Source organism: Candidatus Thiodiazotropha sp. AKAK2, from assembly GCF_058244685.1.
In genome coordinates this window covers 155,797-178,202 of record NZ_JBSYOP010000006.1, presented here as the reverse complement: position 1 = coordinate 178,202, position 22,406 = coordinate 155,797, and the positions used below count along the sequence as shown (strand labels likewise).

Genomic DNA, 22,406 nt, shown 5'->3' with positions numbered 1-22,406 from the left:
CATTTCACCAAGAATCGATATGATAATAAATGAAGGATAAAAGCGGCTTTATCTTTCGCTCTCATGAAACGCTTCGCGTACACCCTCTCCCCAACCCCTCTCCCGTAAAGGGAGAGGGGCTTTAAGACTTGCACGGGTTAGACTGAATGGTAATGGGTTCGCAATGATCTAGACCATAAAATTCAATCTGCCAATGGACGTCAATCAGGGCAAAAAACGTGATTTTCTCTCAGCAATGCACCCTGCCGCAGCAATAACGCCTGATTCGCAAATCTGATTTGTGTTGATGCGCGAACAAAGATCATTCACTCTTCCTCAGACGATGGTAACGAAGCCTTGCGGAATACCGGCAGGTCGGGGCTCTCCTCTTCATCCAGCTCCACCTTTTCGATCTTTTCGAAGCGGTTGCTGATCTTGCGTGCGGAGATATTCACATCACTGACATCCTGATGGGCCTGTCCGATATGCCGGGCCAGATTGTCCATACGGGTCTGGAAGCGGCCGAAATCCTTCGACAGGGCGCGTAGATGGTCCTGAATGATATGCACCTGCTCGCGGGTGGCTGCATCTTTCATCACCGCCCTCGCCGTGGTCAGTATCGCCATCATGGTGGTTGGCGAGACCAGCCAGACCCGTTTGCGGAAGGCCTCTTCCACCAGGTCCGGGAAACGGGCGTGGATCTCAGCGAACACCGCCTCGGCCGGGATGAACATCACCGCACCGTCGGAGGTTTCACCCGGAATGATATAGCGGGAGGCGATATCCTCCATGTGCTTGCGGATATCGATGCGGAACTGACGCTGTGCCTGATTACGATCCGACTCGGGCAGCTCGTCATCGAGCATCCGCTGATAGGACTCCAGCGGAAACTTCGCATCGATCGCCACATTGCCGGTGGGATCGGGCAGAAACAGCACACAGTCGGCGCGCCGGCCGTTGCTCAGGGTATGTTGCAGCGAGAAGCCGCTCTCCGGCATCACATTGCGTACCAGCGCACTTAACTGCACTTCGCCAAAGGCCCCTCTGGAGCGTTTGTCCGAGAGCACCTCCTGCAGTGAGACCACATTGGTGGAGAGCTCGGTGATCTTCTTCTGCGCCTCGTCGATACGGGTCAGATGGGTGAGCACCTGATTGAAAGTCTCTGTGGTCTTCTCGAAGCCCTCGCTGAGACGCTTCTCGACCTGGCCACTGATCTCCTTCAGGCGCTGATCGGTGGTCTCGGTCAGCCCCTCGACCCGCTTGCCCAGGTTGTCCGCATGCTGGGTCAGTGCTTCAGCAACCTGCTTGCGCACCTCCCCCATACCCGACTGCAGAGTCTCATGCTGTTTGCTCATGCTCTGGGTCTGACGCTCGTCGAAAGCCTCACGCTGGTGAGCCAGTGAGCGGGTCATCGACTCCCGCAGCTCGGCAAGCTTCTCCTGCTGCTGCAGGCGGCCGTCGGCCAGATTGTCGGTCACTACCTTCTTCAGGTTTTCAAACTGGGCCAGCAGATCCAGTCGCAGACGTCCCGCATCACCCCCCAGATGCTCCTTGATATCGGCAAATCGCCGGTCAAGCAGCTGGCTGAGCTTATCCGCGCGCTCAAGCTGGGTCTGCTGCATGCCGTGAATCAACCTCTGCTGGGCCAACATGCCCTTGGCGATCCGTTCCGACAGCAGCTCGCGCAGTTCACTCTGCTCCTTGGCATTACGCCGCTCCATCTCATGCAACTGCTCCTGAAGCTGCTGCTGGTGGTGGACCCGGACCTGCTGCTCCCGCTGCTGGGTATCGAGTAGCCGGGCCAGCCAGTAGAGCACCCAGCCGAGCAACAGCAGCCCTGACAGGCCGAGAATCAACAGTACCTGAAGCGGTGAAGATATCTGTGTAAACCATTCCATGACCGAACTATAACCGATACTGAGACTCAAAACGCGAGTCTCAAAGCAACTTTTATGACGGATTGGAGTTGCAATACCCCAGCATCCTCATTACCTTTGCCCATCGTTCAAAGAATCCAGTTGATCATGCGCATTCATCTCAAAACACTGGGCTGCCGTCTCAACGAGGCGGAGCTCGAAACCTGGAGCCGGGAATTTCAGGCTCGGGGCTTTCGCATCACCGGTCAGGCCGAAGAGGCGGATCTGCTGGTGGTGAACACCTGCGCGGTGACCCAGGAGGCGGTGCGTAAATCGAGGAAGCTGATGAGTCGCAGCGGCCGGCTGAATCCCAATGCCCGGCTGGTGGTGAGTGGCTGCTACGCCTCCCTGGAGCCGGACCAGGCGATGAAGATGGAAGGGGTCGATCTGCTGGTGGACAACCGGGACAAGGCCCGGTTGGTGGAGATCGTCAGCGACAAACTCGACCTGAAGCTGATGCCGGAAGCCGCCATGGAGGCGGAAGTCGGCGGCATCCTGGCGCGGGGACGCCAACGTGCCTTCATCAAGGTACAGGATGGCTGTCGCTACCGCTGCACCTTCTGCATCGTGACCCTGGCCAGAGGCGAAGAACGCAGCCGTCCGATCGACGATATCGTCGATGAGATCAATCGCCTGCATGGTGAAGGTATCCAGGAGGTTGTGGTAACCGGGGTTCACATCGGCGGCTATGGCGCAGACATCGACACCAATCTGGTCCAGTTGATTGAAGCAATACTGGCCGATACCGAAATCCCCCGCCTGCGCATCGGTTCCATCGAACCCTGGGATCTGCAGGCGGGATTCTGGGACCTGTTTAAAAACCCCCGTCTGATGCCCCACCTGCATCTGCCCCTGCAGAGTGGCGCCGACACTGTCTTGAGACGTATGGCGAGACGCTGCCGCAGTGATGAGTACCGTTCACTGATCACCCAGGCCAGGGAAAGCGTCGAAGATTTCAATGTCACCACAGACATCATTGTCGGTTTCCCCGGAGAGAGCGAAGCGGAGTGGCAACAAACCCTGGGGTTTGCCGAAGAGATCGGCTTCGGCCATCTCCACATATTCGCCTACTCCCCCCGCCAGGGAACCAAGGCCGCCAGTCTGCCCGACCCGGTCAGTCGCGAACTCAAACGCCAGCGCAGCGAAGCCCTGCATCTGCTTGGTGAAAGGATGAAACGCCAAACCCTGGAGGATTATCTGGGCAAGACCCTGCCGATCCTGGTAGAGGGTTCAGTGGAACGGGGTTTCGCTGGATACACCCCAAACTACCTGCGCGTGGAGATCGACTCAGCGACCGACAGCAAACTGGTCAACCGGATCGTACCGGTGAAACTCACCGCCCTAACTGACGATGGCAGTGCCCTGGTTGGATCTGTTGTCTAGAACTGGTTTTTAAGAACTGCAGTCCATCAATGAACACGAATTCACAGCTACCGAGATAGCCCCTCTCCCTTGAGGGGAGAGGGGTTGGGGAGAGGGTGAGCTTCAAGCATTTGAGTCTTGAAGTGTAAGCCACGCTCATCCAACAGTTCTTGGTTTTCGGAGTGTGTATTCAGATGCGGGGGTTGTTGGATACTCCCCCTCTCCCCCGACCCCTCTCCCGCAAGGGGAGAGGGGAGCTACTCTCTCTGCCGATTTGACAGGTTGATGGTGTGTGCTTTGCTGATCCGCATAATTTGATGCACCAGGCTTTTCCATCTCTCAAATCCAAATCAGCTGAGATATCAACTGTAACCAGCCTTTCATTGCCATTAAGATCGAAGTCAATGGAAAAGCAGTTATCTCAACAAATTAAAAGTTTATCCCTGTGCCATTCATATCCCTAAGGCCAACGATACGTCTCAGCCAGCCCATTGAAAGTCACGACATACTGAGTGCAACTGATGAATTCGATTACGGCAGTGACCCCAATTGCGGCCTCGATCTGGATACGACCGGCACTGGGACGTCCTGTTTCACAATCGAAGGTCAGGGGCACTACAGTGGTCACATGGATATAACCATGTTCGGGATCGTAGACCCGCACCGATACCAGGTACCCGGACGATCCGCTGCCAGAGACGCTGACTTCAGTCACCCGATAGGTCCGGTTATCGTAGCCCTGGTAGTCCGAGTAGTATTCGCAGCTAACATCCGAACCGTCCTGATTGGCGGCGGTACAGGTCATCTGCATGTTGAAGGTGTCGCTGTAACTGCCCCCCGGGTTGTTGATGGAGACACTGAAGTTTATGTAGTTGAGGGTGAGTCGATAGCCGATACCGACCTTGGTGTAAGTCCCTTCCACCGTGCCGTGAAATACGGTTGAGTAGCTACCGTTGTCGTAAGTGGTATCACGGCTGCATTGAGTAAAAACAATACGCCACTCCCCTTCCAGGCTGAAGTCCGGGAAATCGACCTCCACCGAGCCGCTGTTGCAGATTGAACTGGAAAGATCTTCGGTTCTGGCCGCCGTTTCACCCCGCCCCGCCAGCTGAGGTCCGCGGCTCAGGAGCTCCCCCACCAACCGGGCCATGGCTTGATTGATCTGATCCTGGCTGAGCGGTGAATCAGGGCGCTGGCTCACCACCGGAACACTGTCGGTGCTGACCGCCTGTTTCGAGCCGGAAGCAGCCGCAGTCGCCAGCTGATTGACATTTTCACTGGTCATCGAAGCCTGTTTGGTCTCACCGCTGTAGTTCAGGGAGGCGCTGGCGGTATCTCCGCCATCGTTATCGGTGTTAGCGTCATCCCCACCACAGGCCAGCAGAGTGAATGAGAGTACAAGTAAAGGGATCCAACTCTTGGCCACGAAGTTCATGATTGTTACTCCCTAAAGATCCAGCATCCACAAACATAATAGCCGTAGAAGCGTGGAGAGTGCAGATTATTGCTGCAGTAATATACGCTCGGAGATATCAATTTTGACAGCAGTCACACTGCCGAGTGCCTGGGATCAGCAAGACTGTTACGACTACACATCGCCAGCCTGACGGTTACCGACAACCAGCCCGGCAATCGTTTTCAGCAGTTTACTGTAGTGACTGCCCTGCCAATAGATTTTCTGGCAGTCCTGACAACGCCAGAATTGATCATGTTGGCGAATAACCTGACCTGGCAGCTGTTGCACGATGAGGTCTTTCTGTGCGGCGACGATGGCGCCATTACAGACCATGCAGCGACTGAAAGGCCGAACCTGATCCACAAGATCCAAACGCGCCACCACTTCGGTCAACTGCAGCCAGGGCTCGATGGCATGCACATAGCAGCCATGAGTGATCGTTCGGCGCATCAGCAGCGCTCGGTCCCGGGTCAGCAGGATCCGTCTCTCAGAGACTGAAGTCTCCACCAGTCTCTGGTCGCCGATGTCATTGAAGAATAGGGTATCGAAGCCCAACAGCCTCAGATAGCGGGCCAGTTTCCCCAGGTGGGCATCGGTGACAAACTTGGGCGTTCTTAACGGCTGCTCCCGCAGACGTAGTAAAGGGGTGACATCCAGGGACTCAAACATGGGATAGACACTGATCCTCTCCCCGCCCTGAAGTTGTTGATCAAGGTCCACCGAGATCCCATTCACTAGCACCACCTCGACCTCCGTATGGGGCACCCCCAAGGCTTCGATCAGATGCTTCAAACTCTCCCCGGACTGGATCTCCCGTTTGATGTCACGCTTGCGCAGAGGGCCGGGTAAGAAATCGTTCAGCTCCTCATAGAATCGCAGCGTGACAGTCAGCACTAGAAGTCGAACTCGGCCCACACCGGACAGTGATCAGAGGGTTTCTCCATCCCGCGGATGTCGTAGGCGATTCCCACGTCGGTACAACACGCCATCAGAGGTTGGGTCACCAGCATCAGGTCGATACGCAAGCCGCGCCTGGGCTCCCGGTCGAATCCCCGACTGCGGTAATCGAACCAGCTGAAGCGGTCATCCACTTGCGGTTTGAGTTGGCGATAGCTGTCCACCAGCCCCCAATCGAGAAGCGCCTGCAACCATTCCCGCTCTTCCGGCAGAAAGCTGCACTTGCCGGTCTTCAGCCAGCGTTTGGCATTGTCGGGCCCGATGCCGATATCCAGATCCAGCGGCGCCACGTTCATGTCGCCGATCACCATCAGTGGCTCGGATGGATCGTGCTGGTTGTTCAGGTAGTCGAGCAGATCGGCGTAAAACTTCCGCTTGGCCGGAAATTTCACCTCATGGTCACGGCTCTCACCCTGGGGAAAATAGCCGTTGAGCAGGGTGAATTCCTGTCCCTTGGGAGACTGATAGCGGCCGATGATCATACGCCGCTGCGCATCCTCTTCATCACCGGGGAATCCCTTGCTAACCTCCATGGGAGCCAACTTGGAGAGCAGCGCCACCCCATAGTGGGTCTTCTGACCGTGATAGGCCGCCTGGTAGTCGAGAGCATCGATCATCCCATGCGGGAAATCCGCATCCTGTACCTTGGACTCCTGAATCCCGATCACATCCGGATCGTAGTTGGCCTTGAGTTGCGTCAGTTGGTGCTCTCTGGCACGTATGCCGTTGGTATTAAATGAGACGATCTTCACCCGTTTTTCTCCCCCAGAACCTCAATAGTCTCGCGCTCACCCACCTCGAAGCCGTGCCGATAGGCCTTGCCCCAGGGCAGGAAGCGCTGCTCCTCGCTGATTGTCTCTCCCACCGGACCCAAGGCCTCAGTCACCTGCCTGGCGTAACCCAGATCGCTGATCTGACGGATCATGCCATCCGCGTAACCCCGGTTGTACCAGAGCTGCAGCTCACTCTCGGTTTCCGAGAGTTCAGCGGTTTCCGCATACAGATCCTGCGCCAGTTGCAGCAGTCGCCCGAGCAGATCCTGGTTTTTCTGGGTCATAGTATGAGCCATTCGGCTGGAAAGAGATCGAAGCCTATCATGGGCGGCAGGCAAGATTAAGGAATAAACCTGCTCAGAAACGGTTGTAATTCCCTCAGGGTATGGCGATGATTGAGCCGTTATCCACACCAGCCGACTGGAACCCGTGCAGCTTAAAGAGATTCAGAGATGTTGATTGCTATTTCACCCGCCAAAACCCTTGATTACGAGACACCATCGGTCACCAAAACCCATACCAAGCCCCGATTTCTCAAGCAGTCAAAAGTGTTGATCGACAACCTGCGCAACTACTCGGCCCTGGATCTGGCGGAGCTGATGAATCTGAGCATCAAGCTCTCGGAGCTCAACTTCGATCGTTATCACGACTGGAAAACCCCCTTCAATATGAAGAATGCCAAGCAAGCGGCACTGGCGATGAAGGGGGATGTCTACACCGGGCTCGATGCCGAGACCCTGGACGAACAGGGCTTCGAATTCGCGCAACGCCACCTGCGCATACTCTCAGGCCTCTACGGGGTACTCAAACCCCTCGATCTGATGCAGCCCTACCGGTTGGAGATGGGCACCAGGCTGCCCAATGAGGAGGGCAAGGATCTGTACGCTTTCTGGGGCGAGCAGATCACCCAGTCGATCAACAAGGACCTGAAGGCTCAGGGGGACGACATCCTGGTCAACCTGGCCTCCAACGAATATTTCAAATCGATCAAACCCAAACTGGTGAACGGCCGCATCATCACCCCCCAGTTCAAGGAACGAAAGAACGGCAGCTACCGCATGATCGGTGTATTCGCGAAAAAGGCCCGGGGCTTGATGAGCCGTTACATCATCGACAATCAACTCAGCGATCCGGAGGATATCAAGGGTTTCGATGTGGATGGTTACCGCTTCAACAAAAAGCTCTCGAAGGACGATCAATGGGTCTTCACCCGCAGCTGATCGACGCCCACAGCCACTTCGACGACGCCAGTTTCGACGTCGACCGGCAGCAAGCCCTGAGCCGCGCCGAGCAGGCCGGGGTAACACAACAGATCATCCCGGCCGTCAAAGCGGCCTGGTGGCCGCGAATCAAACAACTCTGCCTGGACCACCCGGGACTCCATCCCAGCTACGGTCTGCATCCGATGTTTCTGACCGATCATCAGGATGATCATATCGATCAGCTGAGTGAGTGGCTGGCCGCTGAACAGCCGGTGGCGGTAGGCGAGTGCGGACTCGATTTCTACATTGAGGATCCCCAGCCCGAGCGCCAGCAAAGGCTGTTCGAAGCCCAGCTGGAACTGGCCGGCAAGTTCGACCTGCCGGTGATCATCCACGCCCGTCGTTCGGTGGAGGAGGTGATCAATACCCTGCGACGCTTCCCGGGCCTGCGCGGCATGCTGCACAGCTACTCGGGTAGTGAGCAACAGGCCCATCGACTGATCGAGATGGGGTTCTACCTCAGCTTCGGTGGACCGGTAACCTATGAGCGGGCAAAACGTCTGAGGCATCTGGTGAAATCCTTGCCTCTGGAGTCCCTGCTGATCGAGACCGACTCACCGGATCAACCCGACACACAGCACCGAGGCGAACGCAACGAGCCCGCCTATCTGCCACTGATTCTTGAACTGTTCAGCCAACTGCGCAGTCAGCCTGCCCAAGAGATCGCCGCACAAACCCGGCTTAATACCCAGAGGCTGTTCAGACTCCAGTAACAGAGCTTGTCCCAATGCTGTTGTTCGGCCCTAACGTGTAAAGATGAGAATAAAATAAGCCGCGAATGGAAGCCAATCACCGCCAATGGCCGCAAAATGCTCTTAGTGCATATCACTATAAGGCGCCTACTCAAACCCTATTTGGTGGGGCATGGCCCCACCCAACACCCGGAAATCAATAGTAGGGTGGGGCCATGCCCCACCAAAACCGCTTTAGATTAAGCACAATGAGACGCCTCGGTGCGTACTGAGCCACCATCCGGTTTAATTCTGATGGTCAGATTAGTAATAAGGCGAAGCGTCGCCATAATCATCATATGAACACAGACTCACTGATTTTTCCGGACAGCAGTGTTTGGCGAGAAAAGAAAAGTGCCTCGCCCAGGAGGGCGAAACAGGGACTTTCCGACAAGAGGCCAATAACGAGTGGATCCACCCAGGTTTCAAGACTCTGCTTGAGTCGACCATTATGAGGCTGTAACCGGACTGATGCATCCTAAACAGATCACCCATCCCTGAAACTGGGCATGACTCACGCTTCATCCATCGTTATCATGTACCCCAACAAAACTCTGCCCACCCTGAATTAAGTCTCAACGGCTTTTTAGGTTATTGATCTCATCTGATTTGTGACTGGCGGAATACCACTTGAACATGGGGAATTATTGATGTCGAAAAAAGGGATTCTGGTGACCGGCGGCGCCGGCTACATTGGCAGTCATACCGCACGTCAGCTTGGCGAAGCGGGCGAAAGGCTGGTAACCCTGGACAACCTCTGCACCGGTTTCCGCCAGGCGGTCCTGTATGGTGATCTGGTGGTGGGTGATACCGGCGACCGGGAGCTGGTCAGCCGCATCCTGGAGGAGCATGAGATCGATACGGTGATGCACTTTGCCGCCCACACCATCGTCCCGGAGTCGGTGGAGAACCCCCTCAAGTACTACGCCAACAACACCTGCAATACCCGCAGTCTGCTGCAGTGCTGCGCCGAAGCGGGGGTGAAGAACTTTGTCTTCTCCTCCACCGCGGCGGTCTACGGTATTCCCGAGAAAGAGGTTGCCTATGAGGACACCCCCACCAGCCCGATCAATCCTTATGGTACCTCCAAGCTGATGTCGGAGATGATGCTGCACGATCTGTCACAGGCCAGCGACATGAACTATATCGCCCTGCGCTATTTCAATGTGGCCGGTTGCGATCTGGAGGGCCGAATCGGCCAGTCGACCCCGAAGGCCACCCTGCTGACCAAGGTCGCCTGCGAGGCTGCGGTGGGCAAACGGGATGCGGTCTATATCTTCGGTACCGACTACCCCACAGCGGACGGCACCGGTGTACGCGACTACATCCATGTGGAAGACCTGGCCACCGCCCACGTCAAGGCCCTGGACTATCTGCGCAATGGTGGTGATTCCGCCATTCTCAACTGCGGATACGGTCACGGCTTCTCGGTCCGCGAACTGCTGAAATCGGTGGAGGCGGCCAACGGTTCACCGCTCAACATCATCGAGGCAGAGCGCCGTGCCGGTGATCCGCCGGAGCTTGTTGCCGGTGCCGAGAAGGTGCGTGAGGTACTGGGCTGGTCGCCCAAATATGACGATCTCTCCGTAATCGCCAGCTCTGCACTGGCCTGGGAGCGGAAACAGCTTAACGACCCATGGTCCAATCAGGACTGACTGGATTCGTGTTGACCGCCCCCAACCGTTAGGCGTCGACTAGCAGGAAAGATCGACATGGAACTCCTACAAATCATCATCCTGGCCGCGGTTCAGGGACTGACCGAATTTCTGCCGATTTCCAGTTCGGCTCATCTGATCCTGGCGCCCAAGGTGGCCGGCTATACCGATCAGGGGCTGGCCTTCGACGTGGCCGTGCATGTGGGAACCCTGGCGGCGGTAATCGGCTATTTCCGTCACCAGGTGATCTCCATAACCCGGGATTTTTTTCTCTCCTGGGTCAACCCGTCTGCCCGCTCCAAGGAGTCCCGGCTTGGCTGGATGATCGTCATCGCCACCATTCCGGTTGGCCTGTTCGGATTGCTGATGAAATCCCTGGTGGAGACCGATCTGCGCTCGCCACTGGTCATCGCCATCACCACCATCGGTTTTGGCGTGCTACTGCTGCTGGCAGACCAGTTCGGCAAACGCCATCGGGATGAATACTCCCTGCGCTGGAGCGATGCCGTGGTGATCGGCCTGTTCCAGGCGATGGCGATCATTCCGGGCACCTCCCGCTCCGGTTCCACCATGACCGCCGGGCTGTTCCTCGGCCTGACCCGTGAAGCGGCATCCCGTTTCTCTTTTCTGATCTCCATCCCCACCATCCTGATGTCCGGCGGACTGCTGGGACTCGATCTGCTGCAAAGCGAAGCGGAGGTGGACTGGCTCTCGATCAGCCTCGGCGCAGGCCTGGCCTTCATTACCGCCTACCTCTGTATCCACTACTTTCTGCGCTTCATCGAAAACATCGGTATGACCCCGTTCGTCATCTACCGTTTCATCCTGGGTGCTTTGATTCTGCTGTTTATGCTGTAACGGGCAAGCTGGGTTGAACCGGTCAGTCACTGGCCGCGCAACGGCACCATCAGGCGTGGGGTCGTTGTGCAAACCATGCAATTTAAGTCGCCGAATTCGAAAGTGATTTTAAGGACTACTGCTACAAATCGATACAATATGCGCCTTGACGCCCATAATCACTGAATGGGATAGTTTGCTATAACACTATTTTTGTCATTGCTAACCATGGAAGGAGGGACATATTATGCTCAAAAATCTTATTCTTGCCGTCATGGCCACATTCTCACTCCTCATTGCCGGCTGTAACGGAGGCGGTGATGATGTGGAGGTCGAAGAGTTCAGAATCAACGGCTCTTCATCTGAACTGGAAGATGGCCGGGTAACCATCGACTCGGCGATCAACAACGGTGAGTTCGAGTTGGTCTGGGAAGTCGACGATGACAACGCCAGCGGCTACAACGCCTATTTCTGGCTCAGCGTAAACAGCAACCTGGACGAAGACAACGACATTCGTTTCTACTACGTCTGGTGTGGCGAGTACGGTCGCTGCGATCATGATGACCGCAACGATGAGGAGTGCTGGTTCGACAACAATCTGGAGATGGTCTGTGAAGACGACGATAACTACGAATATGACGTGGACGAGTTGATCGACAGCCTTCCCGAAGACCTCTACATCATCATCGAGGCCTGTAACGGTGCGGATTGTGATACCGAAGTGGTTCCGGTGCGTTTAAGGTAAATTCAGATCCCCCCACCCAGCTACAGCAGATGGATGAGGGGTTGTACAAACAGGGGGTTGCGGATCACCCTGGCTAAGGAGAGCCAACCCCTGTTTACCCTCTCCCTCATCAACTATCCCAACCTGCTCGTATGAGCGACTAGCTCCCCATGTAGCGCTTGCGTTTGCTTGCTTTGACCTTGGAGATCTCAACCAGGATCATGCCATCCGTACATCCGGCGAACTCCGGATCCACGCCAAAATCGAGAAACCGCACACCGCCGGGTTCACACAGATCGGTGTACTGCTTGAACAGAGTGGGAATGGTCAGGTCGAACAGCGCCAGCTGGTTCTTCAGCTCCTGCCGATCGGCCTCATCGTCATCACCACTGAACACCTGACCAAACTCATCCCTGGTCGACTGGCTGATCTGATAAGGCACCCTGGCCTGCCCCAGATACTCATTGCTTGCGTAGTAACGCTGAAAAAAGTCCACCATCAGATCCCTGGCCGGTTTCGGGTAGTGGGCGCTGATGCTCACCGGCCCATACATATATTTGATTTCAGGGTGGTGCTTCAGATAGGCCCCTACCCCCTGCCACAGGTAATCCAGGGCCCGGCTGCCCCAGTAGCGGGGTTGCACGAAGCTGCGTCCCAGTTCGATCGACTGACGGGCGTAGCGATCGAAGTGATCGTCAAACTTGAACAACGAGTTGGTGTAGAGACCTTCACTACCCTGATTGACCAGGATCGAGCCCACTTCACCGATACGATAGGAGCCGACCACTTCCAGCTCAGACTCATCCCACAGTACCAGATGGCGGTAGTGCAGATCGTAGTTGTCCGTATCCCGTCGCTTGCCGGTACCCTCTCCCACCTTGCGAAAGCTCAACTCCCTTAGCCGCCCAATCTCCCGCATCAAGACGCTGCCCGGCTGCCAATCCATCAGCAGTATCTGTTTGCCATCTCGGGTCTGGCCGAGGATCTCACCCTTGCTCAGCTCCTTCTTCAGCGCCTGGCGGGATTCCGGATGGGCAATACTCTTCTCAGTGGTGAACACACCCGGTTTGCGCTGGGAGATCCGATAGAGATGCTTGCGCACCATCTTCACCCGGGCCTTCAGCCTGATCCCCTCCACATTCAGATGGGTAAAAGGGATCAGTTCGCCTACCCGGAAGGCGATGGTGTTGGAGCGCTGCATGAACATCTCCTGCACCAGCAACAGAGCGGCGATCGGCTTGTAGAGCATGGAGACGCCATAGAACAGGGGCGAATTACGGGCATCGATGTAGATCGGCAGCAGCGGTGAGCCGGTACGCCGGGCAAACTGCATGAAGCCGCTCTTCCAGCGCACATCCCGGACCCCGTTGGGGCGTAACCGGGAGACCTCACCGGCCGGGAAGATGATCACCAGCTCCTCCCGTTGCAGGGCGGCATGGATCTGTTTGACTCCCCGGCGACTCGAACCGCCACCCAGGTTGTCCACCGGCAGCAGCAGATCCTTCAGCGGTTCGATGGAGGCGAGCAGATCGTTGGCCACCACCCGGATATCCCGGCGCACCCGGCTGATCATCAGGATCAGGCTGAGGGCGTCCAGCGCCCCCAGGGGGTGGTTGGCCACCACGATGACCCGACCGCTGGAGGGGATGTTCTCCAGATCCTTGTTCGACACCAGATAGTCCAAATCGAAGTACTCAAGGACCTTTTCGATCAGCTCGAGGCCTCGCAGCGCATGGTGCTCTTCCAGAAACCGGTTGATCTCCCGCTCGCGAAACAGCAGACGCAGAGCCTTCAACATGGGTTTGGTCAGCAGAGAGGGCTGCTTTTCGAAAAATCCCGGAAAACGATTGGTCAAGACCTGTTCAACATTCAGCACATGCGGGCTCCTGCAAATAAAACAGGCAGAGCTTAGAAGAGCCGCATGACAGGTGGTTTTCATCAGGATTAGGATTAGATTGCACCAAGATGACCATCCTGTGAAACCGGTTTAGCGATGAAACCAACCGGTGACTTACCTATTTCCGAACCGATATGTGATAATCCCGGTTTTTCCGGGCAAACGCCCTGCTGCAACCTGAAAACCAGACTCGACATGAACAACACACCGCGAAAGATCCTCGTCACCAGCGCCCTGCCCTATGCCAACGGGCCGATCCACATTGGTCATCTGGTGGAATACATACAGACCGACATCTGGGTGCGTTTTCAGAAGATGCGGGGACACGAGTGCTACTACGTCTGTGCCGATGATGCCCATGGCACCCCGATCATGCTCAGAGCCCGCCAGGAGGGGATCGAACCCGAAACCCTGATCGAACGGGTGGCCGAGGAGCATACTGCGGACTTCGCCGAGTTCCGCATCGGTTTCGACAACTACCACTCCACCCACTCGCCGGAGAATCAGGCCTGCGCCAACACCATCTACGAACGCAACCGGGATGGGGGTCATATCGCCAAGCGCACCATCACCCAGGCCTACGACCCGGTGGAGCATATGTTCCTGCCCGATCGCTTCATCAAGGGCACCTGCCCCAAATGCGGCTCAGAGGATCAGTATGGTGACAACTGTGAAGTCTGCGGCGCCAGCTACTCCCCGGCGGAGTTGAAGAATCCGGTCTCTGCGGTATCCGGTGCTGTACCGGAGCAGCGGGAGTCGGACCACTATTTCTTCAAACTGGCCGACTTCGAGAGCATGCTCAAAGAGTGGACGGGTGGCGGCCATGTACAGAGTGAAGTCTCCAACAAACTGGGGGAATGGTTCGAGGCAGGCCTGCAGGAGTGGGATATCTCCCGAGACGCCCCCTACTTCGGCTTCGAGATCCCCGACCACCCGGGTAAATATTTCTATGTCTGGCTCGACGCGCCGATCGGCTACATGGCCAGCTTCCGCAACCTCTGCGACAAGACCGAAGGCCTCGACTTCGACAGCTACTGGGCGGAAGGCAGCGACACCGAGCTCTACCACTTCATCGGAAAGGACATCATCTATTTCCACACCCTGTTCTGGCCGGCGATGCTCCACGGTGCGGGCTTCCGTACACCCAATGCGGTCTACGCTCACGGCTTTCTCACTGTGGACGGCGCGAAGATGTCCAAATCCCGTGGCACCTTCATCAAGGCGCGCACCTACCTGGACCATCTCAATCCGGAATACCTGCGCTACTACTTCGCCGCCAAGCTGGGCTCCGGGGTCGACGACATCGACCTCAACCTGGAAGACTTCGCCCAGCGGGTCAACAGCGACCTGGTGGGCAAGGTGGTCAACATCGCCAGTCGCTGCGCCGGATTCATCAGCAAACGCTTCGAAGGCAAGCTGGCCGAGCATGTAAGCGAGCAGGCCCTGTTCGATGAGTTCGTTGCCGCCGGCGAGACCATTGCCCAACACTATGAGAAGCGGGAGTTCAGCCGCGCCGTGCGTGAGATCATGGCCCTGGCGGATCGCGCCAATCAGTACATCGATGAACAGAAGCCCTGGGTGGTTGCCAAGGAGGAAGGCAAAGAAGCCGAGCTGCAGGCGATCTGCAGCGACGGTCTCAACCTGTTCCGTCTGCTGATCGGCTACCTGCGACCGATCCTCCCGAGCACCGCAGAGATGGCCGAGTCCTTCCTGCAGATCGAACGCCTCACCTGGGAGCAGCTGGCCACCCCGCTGAGTGGCCACACCATCAGCAAGTTCAAGCCGCTGATGACCCGGGTCGACCCGAAACATATCGAGGCCATGTTGGAACATTCCAAAGAGGATCTGGCGGCTCAGCAGCAGACCGCGCCGGCAAAGCCGGCCGCCGACTCGCCCCTGGCCAAGGATCCAATCGCTGACACCATCCAGTTCGACGATTTCGCCAAGCTCGATCTGCGGATCGCCAGGATCGCCAGGGCGGAGCATGTGGATGGCGCCGACAAACTGCTGCAACTCACCCTCGACTTGGGTGGCGAGAGCCGCAACGTCTTCGCCGGCATCAAATCCGCCTATGCGCCGGAGGATCTGGAAGGCAAGCTTACCGTGATGGTCGCCAATCTGGCGCCACGTAAGATGCGTTTCGGGCTATCCGAGGGTATGGTGCTGGCCGCCGGGCCTGGGGGTAAGGATCTGTTCATCCTCAATCCGGATGAAGGTGCAGAGCCGGGGATGCGGGTTAAGTAAAACCGGCCATTTTCGACTCACTTACAGCCTGGATAAATTTTATTGGCACTGATTGATCGATATTCGGTCAATTGTGAAGGTGTCATGGCAGGCGTTTAATTTCACTCTGTTCAGATTAGAATTTAACCAAGTTTATAAACAACCCGTCAAACCATTCTGAATCTGTTAGAAATTCGAATCGAGAGACACAAAGAGAGCCTTTGCCTTAGAACAGGTTTATAGGACGCGCTCTGATTGTCACGTGCAGAAGAGCGGAAACGGAGAAGGAAAACAGTCTTTTCCGAATACCTTATCAGGTAACAGGCTGACTGACCGGGCTCACTCCTTGAGCCCGGGTACAACACCGAGTCGTTTAGAGCGGGACAACCTTGTCTGCCTGAGGACCTTTCTGACCAGCCACTTCAGTAAACTCGACTTTCTGTCCATCGACCAGAGAACGGTGCCCCTCCCCTTCGATTGAACGGAAATGAACGAAGAGATCTTTACCGTTTGGACGCTCAATAAAGCCGTAACCTTTGCCGCTGTCGAACCATTTGACGGTTCCAGTTTGTCTTTCTGACATGGTATGAATACCTCAATAATAAAAAAAAGATTACCCCTTAGGAGGTAGAATCACCACAAATCTTGATGAACTCTTTGAAATTAGATTTCGGTGTAACGATTGAGGAAACATCGAAAAGCAGGATTCGAGATATTATTAAGACTATGCGGAACTGCAAAATTACCCTTTTATCGGCTAAAAAGCAAACACTTACAAGGAAAAATCAATAGAATGGTGATTACAATAATTGCCCGGAAAACGGTTCATTACTGACTGTTAAGTACCTAAAATCACTCCAATATCACGATCAAATTGCGAATCGCACTCATCACCGAAATCACCACAACAACCCTGGCGGCATGACCCCAGTATTTCTGCTCTACATTGTAGGCACACGCCCAGACTGACCAGCTTGCCCAGATTACATAGGGCAAAAAGAGTAATACAGCTGCAATAATCTGTGCTGTTTCACTGGGTATAAATACCAAAAAAGCACCAATCAAGAGTGCAAGACCAAGCTGCCCAGAGATGTAGTAGCCCCAAAAAACCAGAGAGAGTTTTTCCTTACCGGTCCATGCACTTTTTATAAACAGTAACATTTGGTACAAAACTAAATAAGTGAGTGGTCCGTTAGGCTGGTGTGTAGGTAAGGCAGATAAACCAAGAATAACTTAACACAAGCAAATTTGAAGATACTTATGGATTTATATGGTGACAAAGAGTAAAGCCACGATGAGTGCAACCGCTGCCAAAAGCAACTTCTTACCGAGTTGCCTGCTGGCAATTCTCCCTGCTCTAATGACTCTTTTCAATTCAACCAATTCCTGTTCAGAAAGACCTGTGCAGTGCGGACACTCTGCATAATCAATCGTGTAACGTAAACCACAGCGCTTGCACTTAGCACTGGGCTTTTTGTTCCGCATATTGTAATAGAGCATTCCTATGCCCATTGATAGCCTACCTGAATTACCGAAGTATCAATCAAAGTGGCACAAGCTTAATAGTGAGCAGCATAACTTTCTTGTTCGGCTTATAAGTCATAGTCTACTTCGATGCTGCTAAAGTGGAATTCTTCAGCTTTGCCTGGGTAGCCACTGCCTGTAAATCCTAGTCTTATCGTAACTTCATCGGTTGCTATTTCTGCACGATAGTCAGGGAGCCCAAGCTCGTAAGAAAGAGATCTATTTAAATTATGGAAAGAGCTACCTGATAGCTTTACACCGTCAAGCGATATTGGTTCTTTAGAGTACTTAGAATTGATTGAAACAGACATTTGATACAGTGCTCTGCAACAAGCCTCGTAATACCTGAAACCCTTTAACTTTCCGCGCTTAAAGAGTAGCACAACAGATTTACCGTAGAAGACTAGCTTTTTGTGCTTTGTTGCATGGAAGTAACCGTTAGGCGACCCCAATATTTTCATCGCCTCCGCTTCTGAACTATTCCAAGGCACGCCCAGAACGGATTTAGCTGGTTCCAAATCCAAGCAGAATGCATGACCAGACCATATTAGGAAGAGTATAAATATTACGTTTTTCATTCTGTAAGTCCTTTTTTAGCTGACGTAGCCTTCATTGGTACAGGTGTGGTAGTGATTGTGTTCACTAAAAGGCCTGGTTAGCCCCTATATATATAAAATGCATAAAACAACATTGCTGATAAAAACAAAACATACCCCGCAGTAATTGTGAACGACTCAAAGGCTGTCCTATACCCCTTCCTGTCAACAAATTCTTTGAACATAGGCATGCTTTAATATGTAAGATCGAATAGCGAACTCTCAGTTATATATTTCACAGTAAAGAAAAACCAGAAAAAACCATATGCTATAAATAACAGTCCCAATTCCATGATTAATTGAACTAAATCTGAATCATGCAATGCCTCTAAAATAGATTCAAAAAAGAATGCACCTAGAAATACAAATGTAGAAGCCAATATTCCTAAATAACCCACAAAAGAGTGTCTCCAAGAAGACAAAGCCGCCAAAATCACAGTTGCAGTCAGAGATATAAGTAAGATATTTGTCATACTATCGCTAACGCCCCAACTCACCTGGATTTCGCGTTGTGTAGCGGAACAGATTGTTCATGTGCAGTTGATCGTTATGTGTATAATCTAGATAATTTATACACATTTTGTAATTACACATAGTGAGGGAAAACATGCGAACCAACATCGATATAGACGATAAGCTAATGGACGACGTCTTGAAGGCAACTGGCCTAAGAACCAAGAAGGATGCCGTGGAGCTTGGGCTTAAGACGCTGATTAGGTTAAAAAAACAAGAAAATATACGAAATTTTCGTGGCAAGTTGAAATGGGTTGGTGACCTAGATGACATGAGATCTAACTCATGATCGTAGTGGACTCCAGCGTATGGATTGATTATTTCTCTGGTCTTGAAAATGCTCAAACTGATAAGCTCGATGAAATCCTCGGGATTAAACCGGTTGCTATCGGTGATTTGATATTGACTGATGTATTGCAGGGATTTAGGCACGATAAAGACTATAATGCCGCCCGCAAGCTATTTGGGGACGTAACGGTTTTAGATATGCTTGGCAAAGCAATGGCGATTCGAAGCGCAGAAAATTTTAGAGCCCTTCGAAAAAAAGGGCTTACGGTTCGTAAGACAGCCGATGTCATCATCGCAACATTTTGCATTGACCAGAAACTCCCTCTCCTTTTTTCAGATAAAGATTTTAAACCTTTCGTTGAGCATCTTGGACTAGTCAGAGTTTGAGATACACATAACGCTGCAATTCACCGGAGGCAAAAAGCATAGTGAGGAACGAACGGTACTTTTTGCCGTCCGAGTTAAATTACTTTGTTAGAGCATTTTAGATACACGGTCTTTTCTCGCGAACCACATCCCAATTAATACGTAACTAAGGGCATCTGTAATAAGGCCTGGAATTAGAATAAGCGCCCATGCAGCCGTATGAAAAACACCCTGAGCTGTAAGTACACCCCACTCTTTGGCACCTTCTGTTGCCTCGCCGCCGTCTAGTTGTTTTTGCAGTTCATCATGAAGATCATCCCCCTTGGCACGTTTCTTTGCTTCTTTAGCTATTCTTTTCATGAAGCCTGATTGAGTAAGTAATATCGCCGCACCTAGACAGGTAGTAATAAAATAGAGAACAACTAGATCCACAATACCCAACCAATCATATAAAAGCCCTGTTGTTGCTACTTCTGATAGGGCTAATACAAGTAGGGCTACAGGTAGCAGGCTTCTTTCCATTTTTTGCTCTAGCAGCTGATTATCTTACTGCCACTGATATTGCGATATTTTGCAAGCAGAATGGTTATCAATTGTAATTTCCACTAAATAAAAATCCGTTCAAATAGAAATAACGATCCACCACAAAAAGGGTGTCGTTTCTCATTACAGGTAATTGCTTGAAGTTTGAGGAGGGGTTCCATTACTGATAAATACCTCCCTGTAACTTAAGCTTAAATCCTAAGCATCGATGACTTAAACTTAATCCTGTTAAATTATCTTGTCTAGTCCCTTAAATCCGAAAGCGTGGTTTTCAACCTGGCTCTTACTATGTTCGTAGCAGTTTTCCATTGCAGTCGGCCAGCCTCCCTAACGCTCATCTAACCTGACTGACGTGACGCCATAGCTGGTTGGAATTGCCGCTCTACTCCTTGAGCTTGATCTTCAGTTCACCCTCTACCACACGAATATGCTCGACACCTTCTGCAAAACCGGCCCAGAAACCCTGCTGATCGCCGAACTCACTGACCAGATCGATGTTCTTCAGGCCGCCCAGCCAGGCGTTGGGGATGGGTACGCCCATAATGCTGACACCCTTCAGGATCACTACCGGTCTGGCATCCCGGAATGCCAGCTCCATTCCAGTTGATACCCGCAGGGTCTTTCCACCAAGGATCGGAAAATCCGGATCCACTGGCACCAGGATTCTGGCGCTGACCAGGTCGTCGCTGAGATCGATGGCGAGTTTCTTTGCCATCTCCGGATTGTTGGCCACCATGCCGTTGAGCTCCCGCTCGGTGAAGAAGACTTCCCGTCGGGCATTTTTCTCACTGTACCGCTCCGCTCTCAGCCAGGCCTCATCGGTCTCCTTTTCAGCGGGTTGCCTATTCGGGGCGATGGCTGGTGCGGGTTGGTAACCCAGGCTCTCCAGCTTTTCATTCAGCACCTGTTGCTCGGTCTGTGAGAGTTGCACCGGGGTAAAATCCTTGGCGTAGATGTAGGTGCGCACCACCCAGTAGGTGACGGCGGCGGTTACCAGGATGGTTGCCAACACGATCCACAGGATATGGATACCACGAAGCCCTTTTTTGTTCTCCGGTGCCTCGAGTTGTTCGATTTCTGTTGTCATGATGGCCACTCCGTTTTCGATCCAAGACGTTGCCGACAGGCTCATTCAATGATTATATCCCTTTGAAGAGACTGTGAATGTTTATTTTTGTGGCTATCTCCAGTCGCAACGGCTGTTTTACCCGGCTTCATGCTATGCTGCAGATAGGCCTTCGATGACTAACCAAAAAGATCCTCTAAAGGACAGTGACTATGCAGATTGAATTCTACGGTGCAACCAGCGGTATCACCGGTTCCTGCCATATCCTCCGCGCCAATGGTGAGACCATCCTGCTCGATTGCGGGCTGATCCAGGGACGTCGCGAGGAGATGGAGAAGAACCGACGCCCTTTCCCCTTCTCCCCGGATGAGATCAGTGCGGTGGTGTTGAGTCACGGCCACATCGACCACTCCGGGCGGATTCCGCTGCTGGTGAAGCAGGGCTATCAGGGACCGATCTACGCTCAGAACGCCACCATGGAGCTGTGCGACATCATGCTGCAGGACTCCGCCTTTCTGCAGGAGAAGGATGCTCAATACGAGAACAAATGGCGCAAGCGCAAAGGCAAACCGTTCATCGATCCCCTTTATACCGTGGCCGATGCCCAGGAGGCGCTGGACAAACTCGTCGGCCTGAAATATCGGGAGAAGCGTGAAATTCTGCCGGGGATCTCGATCCGCTTTCAGGATGCGGGGCACATCCTGGGCTCCTCCAGCGTGGAGGTCTGGCTGACTGAGAACGGTAAGCAGCACAAGGTGGTCTTCAGCGGTGATCTGGGACAGTACGACACCCCCATCATCAACGACCCGACGGCGATCGAAGAGGCGGACCATGTCATCATCGAAAGCACCTACGGCAATCGCCGTCACCGGGATCGGCAGAAAACCATCGAGGAGATCGGTGAGATCATTCGTGAAGCGACTCATCAAAAGGGTAATCTGCTGATTCCAGCCTTCTCCATTGGCCGTAGTCAGGAGATCCTCTACTACCTGGGTAAGTATTACGATGAGTGGGGCCTTAACCGCTGGCAGGTGTTTCTCGACAGCCCGATGGCGATCCGCGCCAGTAAGGTCTATTGGGACTACCCCCACCTCTATGACGAGGAGGCGACCAAACTGCGTAAGAAGATCCATGAGATGCCCCATCTGCAGAATCTCAAACTGACCGCATCACCCCAGGAGTCGATGGGGATCAACCGGATCAAGAGCGGCGCCATCATCATCTCTGCCAGCGGTATGATGACCGGTGGCCGGATCATCCACCACCTGAAGCACAACATCTCCCGCAGCGGTTCCCATGTGATGATTGTCGGTTACCAGGCCAATGGCACCATGGGTCGGGCCCTGGTGGAGGGTAAACCCACTGTGCGCATCCATGGCGATGAGTACCGGGTAAAGGCGAAGGTGCATACCGTCGGTGGCCTCTCGGCCCATGGGGATGTGGATGACCTGACCCGCTGGCTGAGCAGTTACCGTAACAGCTCGCCTCATGTGCATGTGGTGCATGGTGAACCTGAATCGAAAAGCGATTTGCGTGATCACATTGAGTCGGAGTTGGGGTTCAAGGCTTCGGTGCCGGATATGGGGGATTTGTTGGATATCTAAAAGTGTTTTATTTAACCGCATCATTGCAGGTCTCTCTAAAGGCCATCTGATGTTTGCGAGTTTTTGCGATTCTTTGCCGCCAATAAACTCACTCAGCACATTTCATAAGCCATTTTTAACTGGTCTATACTGCC

The 22,406-nt window shown here is 53.7% G+C and carries 23 protein-coding genes; 10 read left to right on the top strand and 13 right to left on the bottom strand.

All coding sequences use genetic code 11. From position 1 onward, the window contains the following. Positions 1–305: 305 nt before the first annotated feature. A complete protein-coding gene (locus AC4IE8_RS01865) occupies positions 306–1,877 on the bottom strand; it encodes a DNA recombination protein RmuC (protein WP_068991739.1) in 1,572 nt (523 codons plus the stop codon). 126 nt (positions 1,878–2,003) lie between these two features. On the opposite strand from AC4IE8_RS01865, the gene mtaB reads away from it, so the two are divergent. After that, a complete protein-coding gene (gene mtaB / locus AC4IE8_RS01860) occupies positions 2,004–3,278 on the top strand; it encodes a tRNA (N(6)-L-threonylcarbamoyladenosine(37)-C(2))-methylthiotransferase MtaB (RefSeq protein ID WP_068990669.1) in 1,275 nt (424 codons plus the stop codon). A gap of 439 nt (positions 3,279–3,717) precedes the next feature. Here the strand turns inward: mtaB and AC4IE8_RS01855 are convergent, their stop codons facing one another. From AC4IE8_RS01855 to AC4IE8_RS01840, 4 genes are all read right to left on the bottom strand, one after another. After that, positions 3,718–4,692, bottom strand: a complete 975-nt coding sequence (locus AC4IE8_RS01855) for a hypothetical protein (protein WP_490790164.1) — start codon at positions 4,690–4,692, stop codon at positions 3,718–3,720. 153 nt (positions 4,693–4,845) lie between these two features. Continuing rightward, positions 4,846–5,607 carry a Mut7-C RNAse domain-containing protein gene (locus AC4IE8_RS01850; protein WP_490790163.1) on the bottom strand — a complete coding sequence of 254 codons (762 nt, stop codon included), beginning with the start codon at positions 5,605–5,607 and terminating at the stop codon, positions 4,846–4,848. Next, positions 5,607–6,422 (bottom strand): exodeoxyribonuclease III, encoded by an 816-nt coding sequence (gene xthA, locus AC4IE8_RS01845; RefSeq protein ID WP_068990659.1) that lies wholly within the window; start codon positions 6,420–6,422, stop codon positions 5,607–5,609. The genes AC4IE8_RS01850 and xthA overlap by 1 nt, the downstream gene beginning before the upstream one ends. Then, positions 6,419–6,727 carry a hypothetical protein gene (locus AC4IE8_RS01840; RefSeq protein WP_068990657.1) on the bottom strand — a complete coding sequence of 103 codons (309 nt, stop codon included), beginning with the start codon at positions 6,725–6,727 and terminating at the stop codon, positions 6,419–6,421. Before AC4IE8_RS01840 ends, xthA begins: the two co-directional genes overlap by 4 nt. 168 nt (positions 6,728–6,895) lie before the next feature. Between AC4IE8_RS01840 and yaaA the strand changes: the two genes are divergently transcribed. The 5 genes from yaaA to AC4IE8_RS01815 all read left to right on the top strand — a co-directional run bounded on the left by yaaA (position 6,896) and on the right by AC4IE8_RS01815 (position 11,673). Beyond that, positions 6,896–7,663, top strand: coding sequence for a peroxide stress protein YaaA (gene yaaA, locus AC4IE8_RS01835; protein ID WP_490790162.1), 768 nt, complete (start codon positions 6,896–6,898; stop codon positions 7,661–7,663). After that, positions 7,642–8,418, top strand: coding sequence for a TatD family hydrolase (locus tag AC4IE8_RS01830; protein WP_490790161.1), 777 nt, complete (start codon positions 7,642–7,644; stop codon positions 8,416–8,418). The genes yaaA and AC4IE8_RS01830 overlap by 22 nt, the downstream gene beginning before the upstream one ends. A gap of 668 nt (positions 8,419–9,086) precedes the next feature. Then, positions 9,087–10,091, top strand: coding sequence for a UDP-glucose 4-epimerase GalE (gene galE / locus AC4IE8_RS01825; RefSeq protein ID WP_490790160.1), 1,005 nt, complete (start codon positions 9,087–9,089; stop codon positions 10,089–10,091). 57 nt (positions 10,092–10,148) lie between these two features. Further along, positions 10,149–10,949, top strand: a complete 801-nt coding sequence (locus AC4IE8_RS01820) for an undecaprenyl-diphosphate phosphatase (protein WP_490790159.1) — start codon at positions 10,149–10,151, stop codon at positions 10,947–10,949. Between the two features lie 226 nt (positions 10,950–11,175). Further along, the gene (locus AC4IE8_RS01815; RefSeq protein WP_068990643.1) at positions 11,176–11,673 is read left to right on the top strand and encodes a hypothetical protein; all 498 of its coding nucleotides are present in this window, start codon (positions 11,176–11,178) and stop codon (positions 11,671–11,673) included. A gap of 139 nt (positions 11,674–11,812) precedes the next feature. On the opposite strand, the gene olsF is transcribed toward AC4IE8_RS01815, so the two are convergent. Then, positions 11,813–13,528, bottom strand: a complete 1,716-nt coding sequence (gene olsF, locus AC4IE8_RS01810) for a bifunctional ornithine lipid synthase OlsF (RefSeq protein WP_490790158.1) — start codon at positions 13,526–13,528, stop codon at positions 11,813–11,815. Positions 13,529–13,602: 74 nt separating this feature from the next. Then, entirely contained in the window at positions 13,603–13,746 is a 144-nt protein-coding gene (locus AC4IE8_RS01805; protein ID WP_490790157.1) for a hypothetical protein, read from the bottom strand. On the opposite strand from AC4IE8_RS01805, the gene metG reads away from it, so the two are divergent. After that, positions 13,745–15,793 (top strand): methionine--tRNA ligase, encoded by a 2,049-nt coding sequence (gene metG, locus AC4IE8_RS01800; protein WP_490790156.1) that lies wholly within the window; start codon positions 13,745–13,747, stop codon positions 15,791–15,793. The genes AC4IE8_RS01805 and metG overlap by 2 nt on opposite strands. A 352-nt stretch (positions 15,794–16,145) precedes the next feature. On the opposite strand, the gene AC4IE8_RS01795 is transcribed toward metG, so the two are convergent. From AC4IE8_RS01795 to AC4IE8_RS01780, 4 genes are all read right to left on the bottom strand, one after another. Then, complete coding sequence (locus AC4IE8_RS01795; protein ID WP_068990634.1) at positions 16,146–16,355, bottom strand: cold-shock protein; 210 nt, start codon at positions 16,353–16,355, stop codon at positions 16,146–16,148. A 269-nt stretch (positions 16,356–16,624) separates the two neighbouring features. After that, complete coding sequence (locus AC4IE8_RS01790; RefSeq protein WP_068990630.1) at positions 16,625–16,933, bottom strand: hypothetical protein; 309 nt, start codon at positions 16,931–16,933, stop codon at positions 16,625–16,627. A gap of 431 nt (positions 16,934–17,364) precedes the next feature. Further along, positions 17,365–17,874: a hypothetical protein gene (locus AC4IE8_RS01785; RefSeq protein ID WP_490790155.1), complete on the bottom strand. Its 510-nt coding sequence runs from the start codon at positions 17,872–17,874 to the stop codon at positions 17,365–17,367. 212 nt (positions 17,875–18,086) lie between these two features. Beyond that, the gene (locus AC4IE8_RS01780; RefSeq protein WP_490790154.1) at positions 18,087–18,365 is read right to left on the bottom strand and encodes a hypothetical protein; all 279 of its coding nucleotides are present in this window, start codon (positions 18,363–18,365) and stop codon (positions 18,087–18,089) included. A 134-nt stretch (positions 18,366–18,499) separates the two neighbouring features. On the opposite strand from AC4IE8_RS01780, the gene AC4IE8_RS01775 reads away from it, so the two are divergent. Beyond that, a complete protein-coding gene (locus AC4IE8_RS01775) occupies positions 18,500–18,694 on the top strand; it encodes a type II toxin-antitoxin system VapB family antitoxin (RefSeq protein ID WP_069003992.1) in 195 nt (64 codons plus the stop codon). Continuing rightward, positions 18,691–19,080 carry a type II toxin-antitoxin system VapC family toxin gene (gene vapC / locus AC4IE8_RS01770; protein ID WP_490790153.1) on the top strand — a complete coding sequence of 130 codons (390 nt, stop codon included), beginning with the start codon at positions 18,691–18,693 and terminating at the stop codon, positions 19,078–19,080. The genes AC4IE8_RS01775 and vapC overlap by 4 nt, the downstream gene beginning before the upstream one ends. Positions 19,081–19,167: 87 nt before the next feature. Here vapC and AC4IE8_RS01765 read toward each other — a convergent pair whose 3' ends face one another. Both AC4IE8_RS01765 and AC4IE8_RS01760 read right to left on the bottom strand, forming a co-directional pair. Next, entirely contained in the window at positions 19,168–19,581 is a 414-nt protein-coding gene (locus tag AC4IE8_RS01765; RefSeq protein WP_490790152.1) for an FxsA family protein, read from the bottom strand. A gap of 403 nt (positions 19,582–19,984) precedes the next feature. Continuing rightward, positions 19,985–20,689, bottom strand: a complete 705-nt coding sequence (locus AC4IE8_RS01760) for a hypothetical protein (RefSeq protein WP_490790151.1) — start codon at positions 20,687–20,689, stop codon at positions 19,985–19,987. Positions 20,690–20,880: 191 nt separating this feature from the next. Between AC4IE8_RS01760 and AC4IE8_RS01755 the strand changes: the two genes are divergently transcribed. Continuing rightward, a complete protein-coding gene (locus AC4IE8_RS01755) occupies positions 20,881–22,272 on the top strand; it encodes an MBL fold metallo-hydrolase RNA specificity domain-containing protein (RefSeq protein ID WP_490790150.1) in 1,392 nt (463 codons plus the stop codon). The last annotated feature ends 134 nt before the right edge of the window (positions 22,273–22,406 follow it).

Bases quoted from the DNA above. Each gene is read 5' to 3' on its own strand.
- AC4IE8_RS01865 (WP_068991739.1), bottom strand. From the start codon at position 1,877: ATGGAATGGTTTACACAGATATCTTCACCGCTTCAGGTACTGTTGATT.
- metG (WP_490790156.1), top strand. From the start codon at position 13,745: ATGAACAACACACCGCGAAAGATCCTCGTCACCAGCGCCCTGCCCTAT.
- AC4IE8_RS01780 (WP_490790154.1), bottom strand. From the start codon at position 18,365: ATGACAAATATCTTACTTATATCTCTGACTGCAACTGTGATTTTGGCG.
- AC4IE8_RS01765 (WP_490790152.1), bottom strand. From the start codon at position 19,581: ATGGAAAGAAGCCTGCTACCTGTAGCCCTACTTGTATTAGCCCTATCA.
- AC4IE8_RS01805 (WP_490790157.1), bottom strand. From the start codon at position 13,746: ATGTCGAGTCTGGTTTTCAGGTTGCAGCAGGGCGTTTGCCCGGAAAAA.
- galE (WP_490790160.1), top strand. From the start codon at position 9,087: ATGTCGAAAAAAGGGATTCTGGTGACCGGCGGCGCCGGCTACATTGGC.
- AC4IE8_RS01760 (WP_490790151.1), bottom strand. From the start codon at position 20,689: ATGACAACAGAAATCGAACAACTCGAGGCACCGGAGAACAAAAAAGGG.
- AC4IE8_RS01790 (WP_068990630.1), bottom strand. From the start codon at position 16,933: ATGTTACTGTTTATAAAAAGTGCATGGACCGGTAAGGAAAAACTCTCT.
- yaaA (WP_490790162.1), top strand. From the start codon at position 6,896: ATGTTGATTGCTATTTCACCCGCCAAAACCCTTGATTACGAGACACCA.
- AC4IE8_RS01785 (WP_490790155.1), bottom strand. From the start codon at position 17,874: ATGAAAAACGTAATATTTATACTCTTCCTAATATGGTCTGGTCATGCA.
- mtaB (WP_068990669.1), top strand. From the start codon at position 2,004: ATGCGCATTCATCTCAAAACACTGGGCTGCCGTCTCAACGAGGCGGAG.
- AC4IE8_RS01775 (WP_069003992.1), top strand. From the start codon at position 18,500: ATGCGAACCAACATCGATATAGACGATAAGCTAATGGACGACGTCTTG.
- AC4IE8_RS01855 (WP_490790164.1), bottom strand. From the start codon at position 4,692: ATGAACTTCGTGGCCAAGAGTTGGATCCCTTTACTTGTACTCTCATTC.
- AC4IE8_RS01815 (WP_068990643.1), top strand. From the start codon at position 11,176: ATGCTCAAAAATCTTATTCTTGCCGTCATGGCCACATTCTCACTCCTC.
- AC4IE8_RS01840 (WP_068990657.1), bottom strand. From the start codon at position 6,727: ATGACCCAGAAAAACCAGGATCTGCTCGGGCGACTGCTGCAACTGGCG.
- AC4IE8_RS01795 (WP_068990634.1), bottom strand. From the start codon at position 16,355: ATGTCAGAAAGACAAACTGGAACCGTCAAATGGTTCGACAGCGGCAAA.
- AC4IE8_RS01820 (WP_490790159.1), top strand. From the start codon at position 10,149: ATGGAACTCCTACAAATCATCATCCTGGCCGCGGTTCAGGGACTGACC.
- AC4IE8_RS01830 (WP_490790161.1), top strand. From the start codon at position 7,642: ATGGGTCTTCACCCGCAGCTGATCGACGCCCACAGCCACTTCGACGAC.
- AC4IE8_RS01755 (WP_490790150.1), top strand. From the start codon at position 20,881: ATGCAGATTGAATTCTACGGTGCAACCAGCGGTATCACCGGTTCCTGC.
- vapC (WP_490790153.1), top strand. From the start codon at position 18,691: ATGATCGTAGTGGACTCCAGCGTATGGATTGATTATTTCTCTGGTCTT.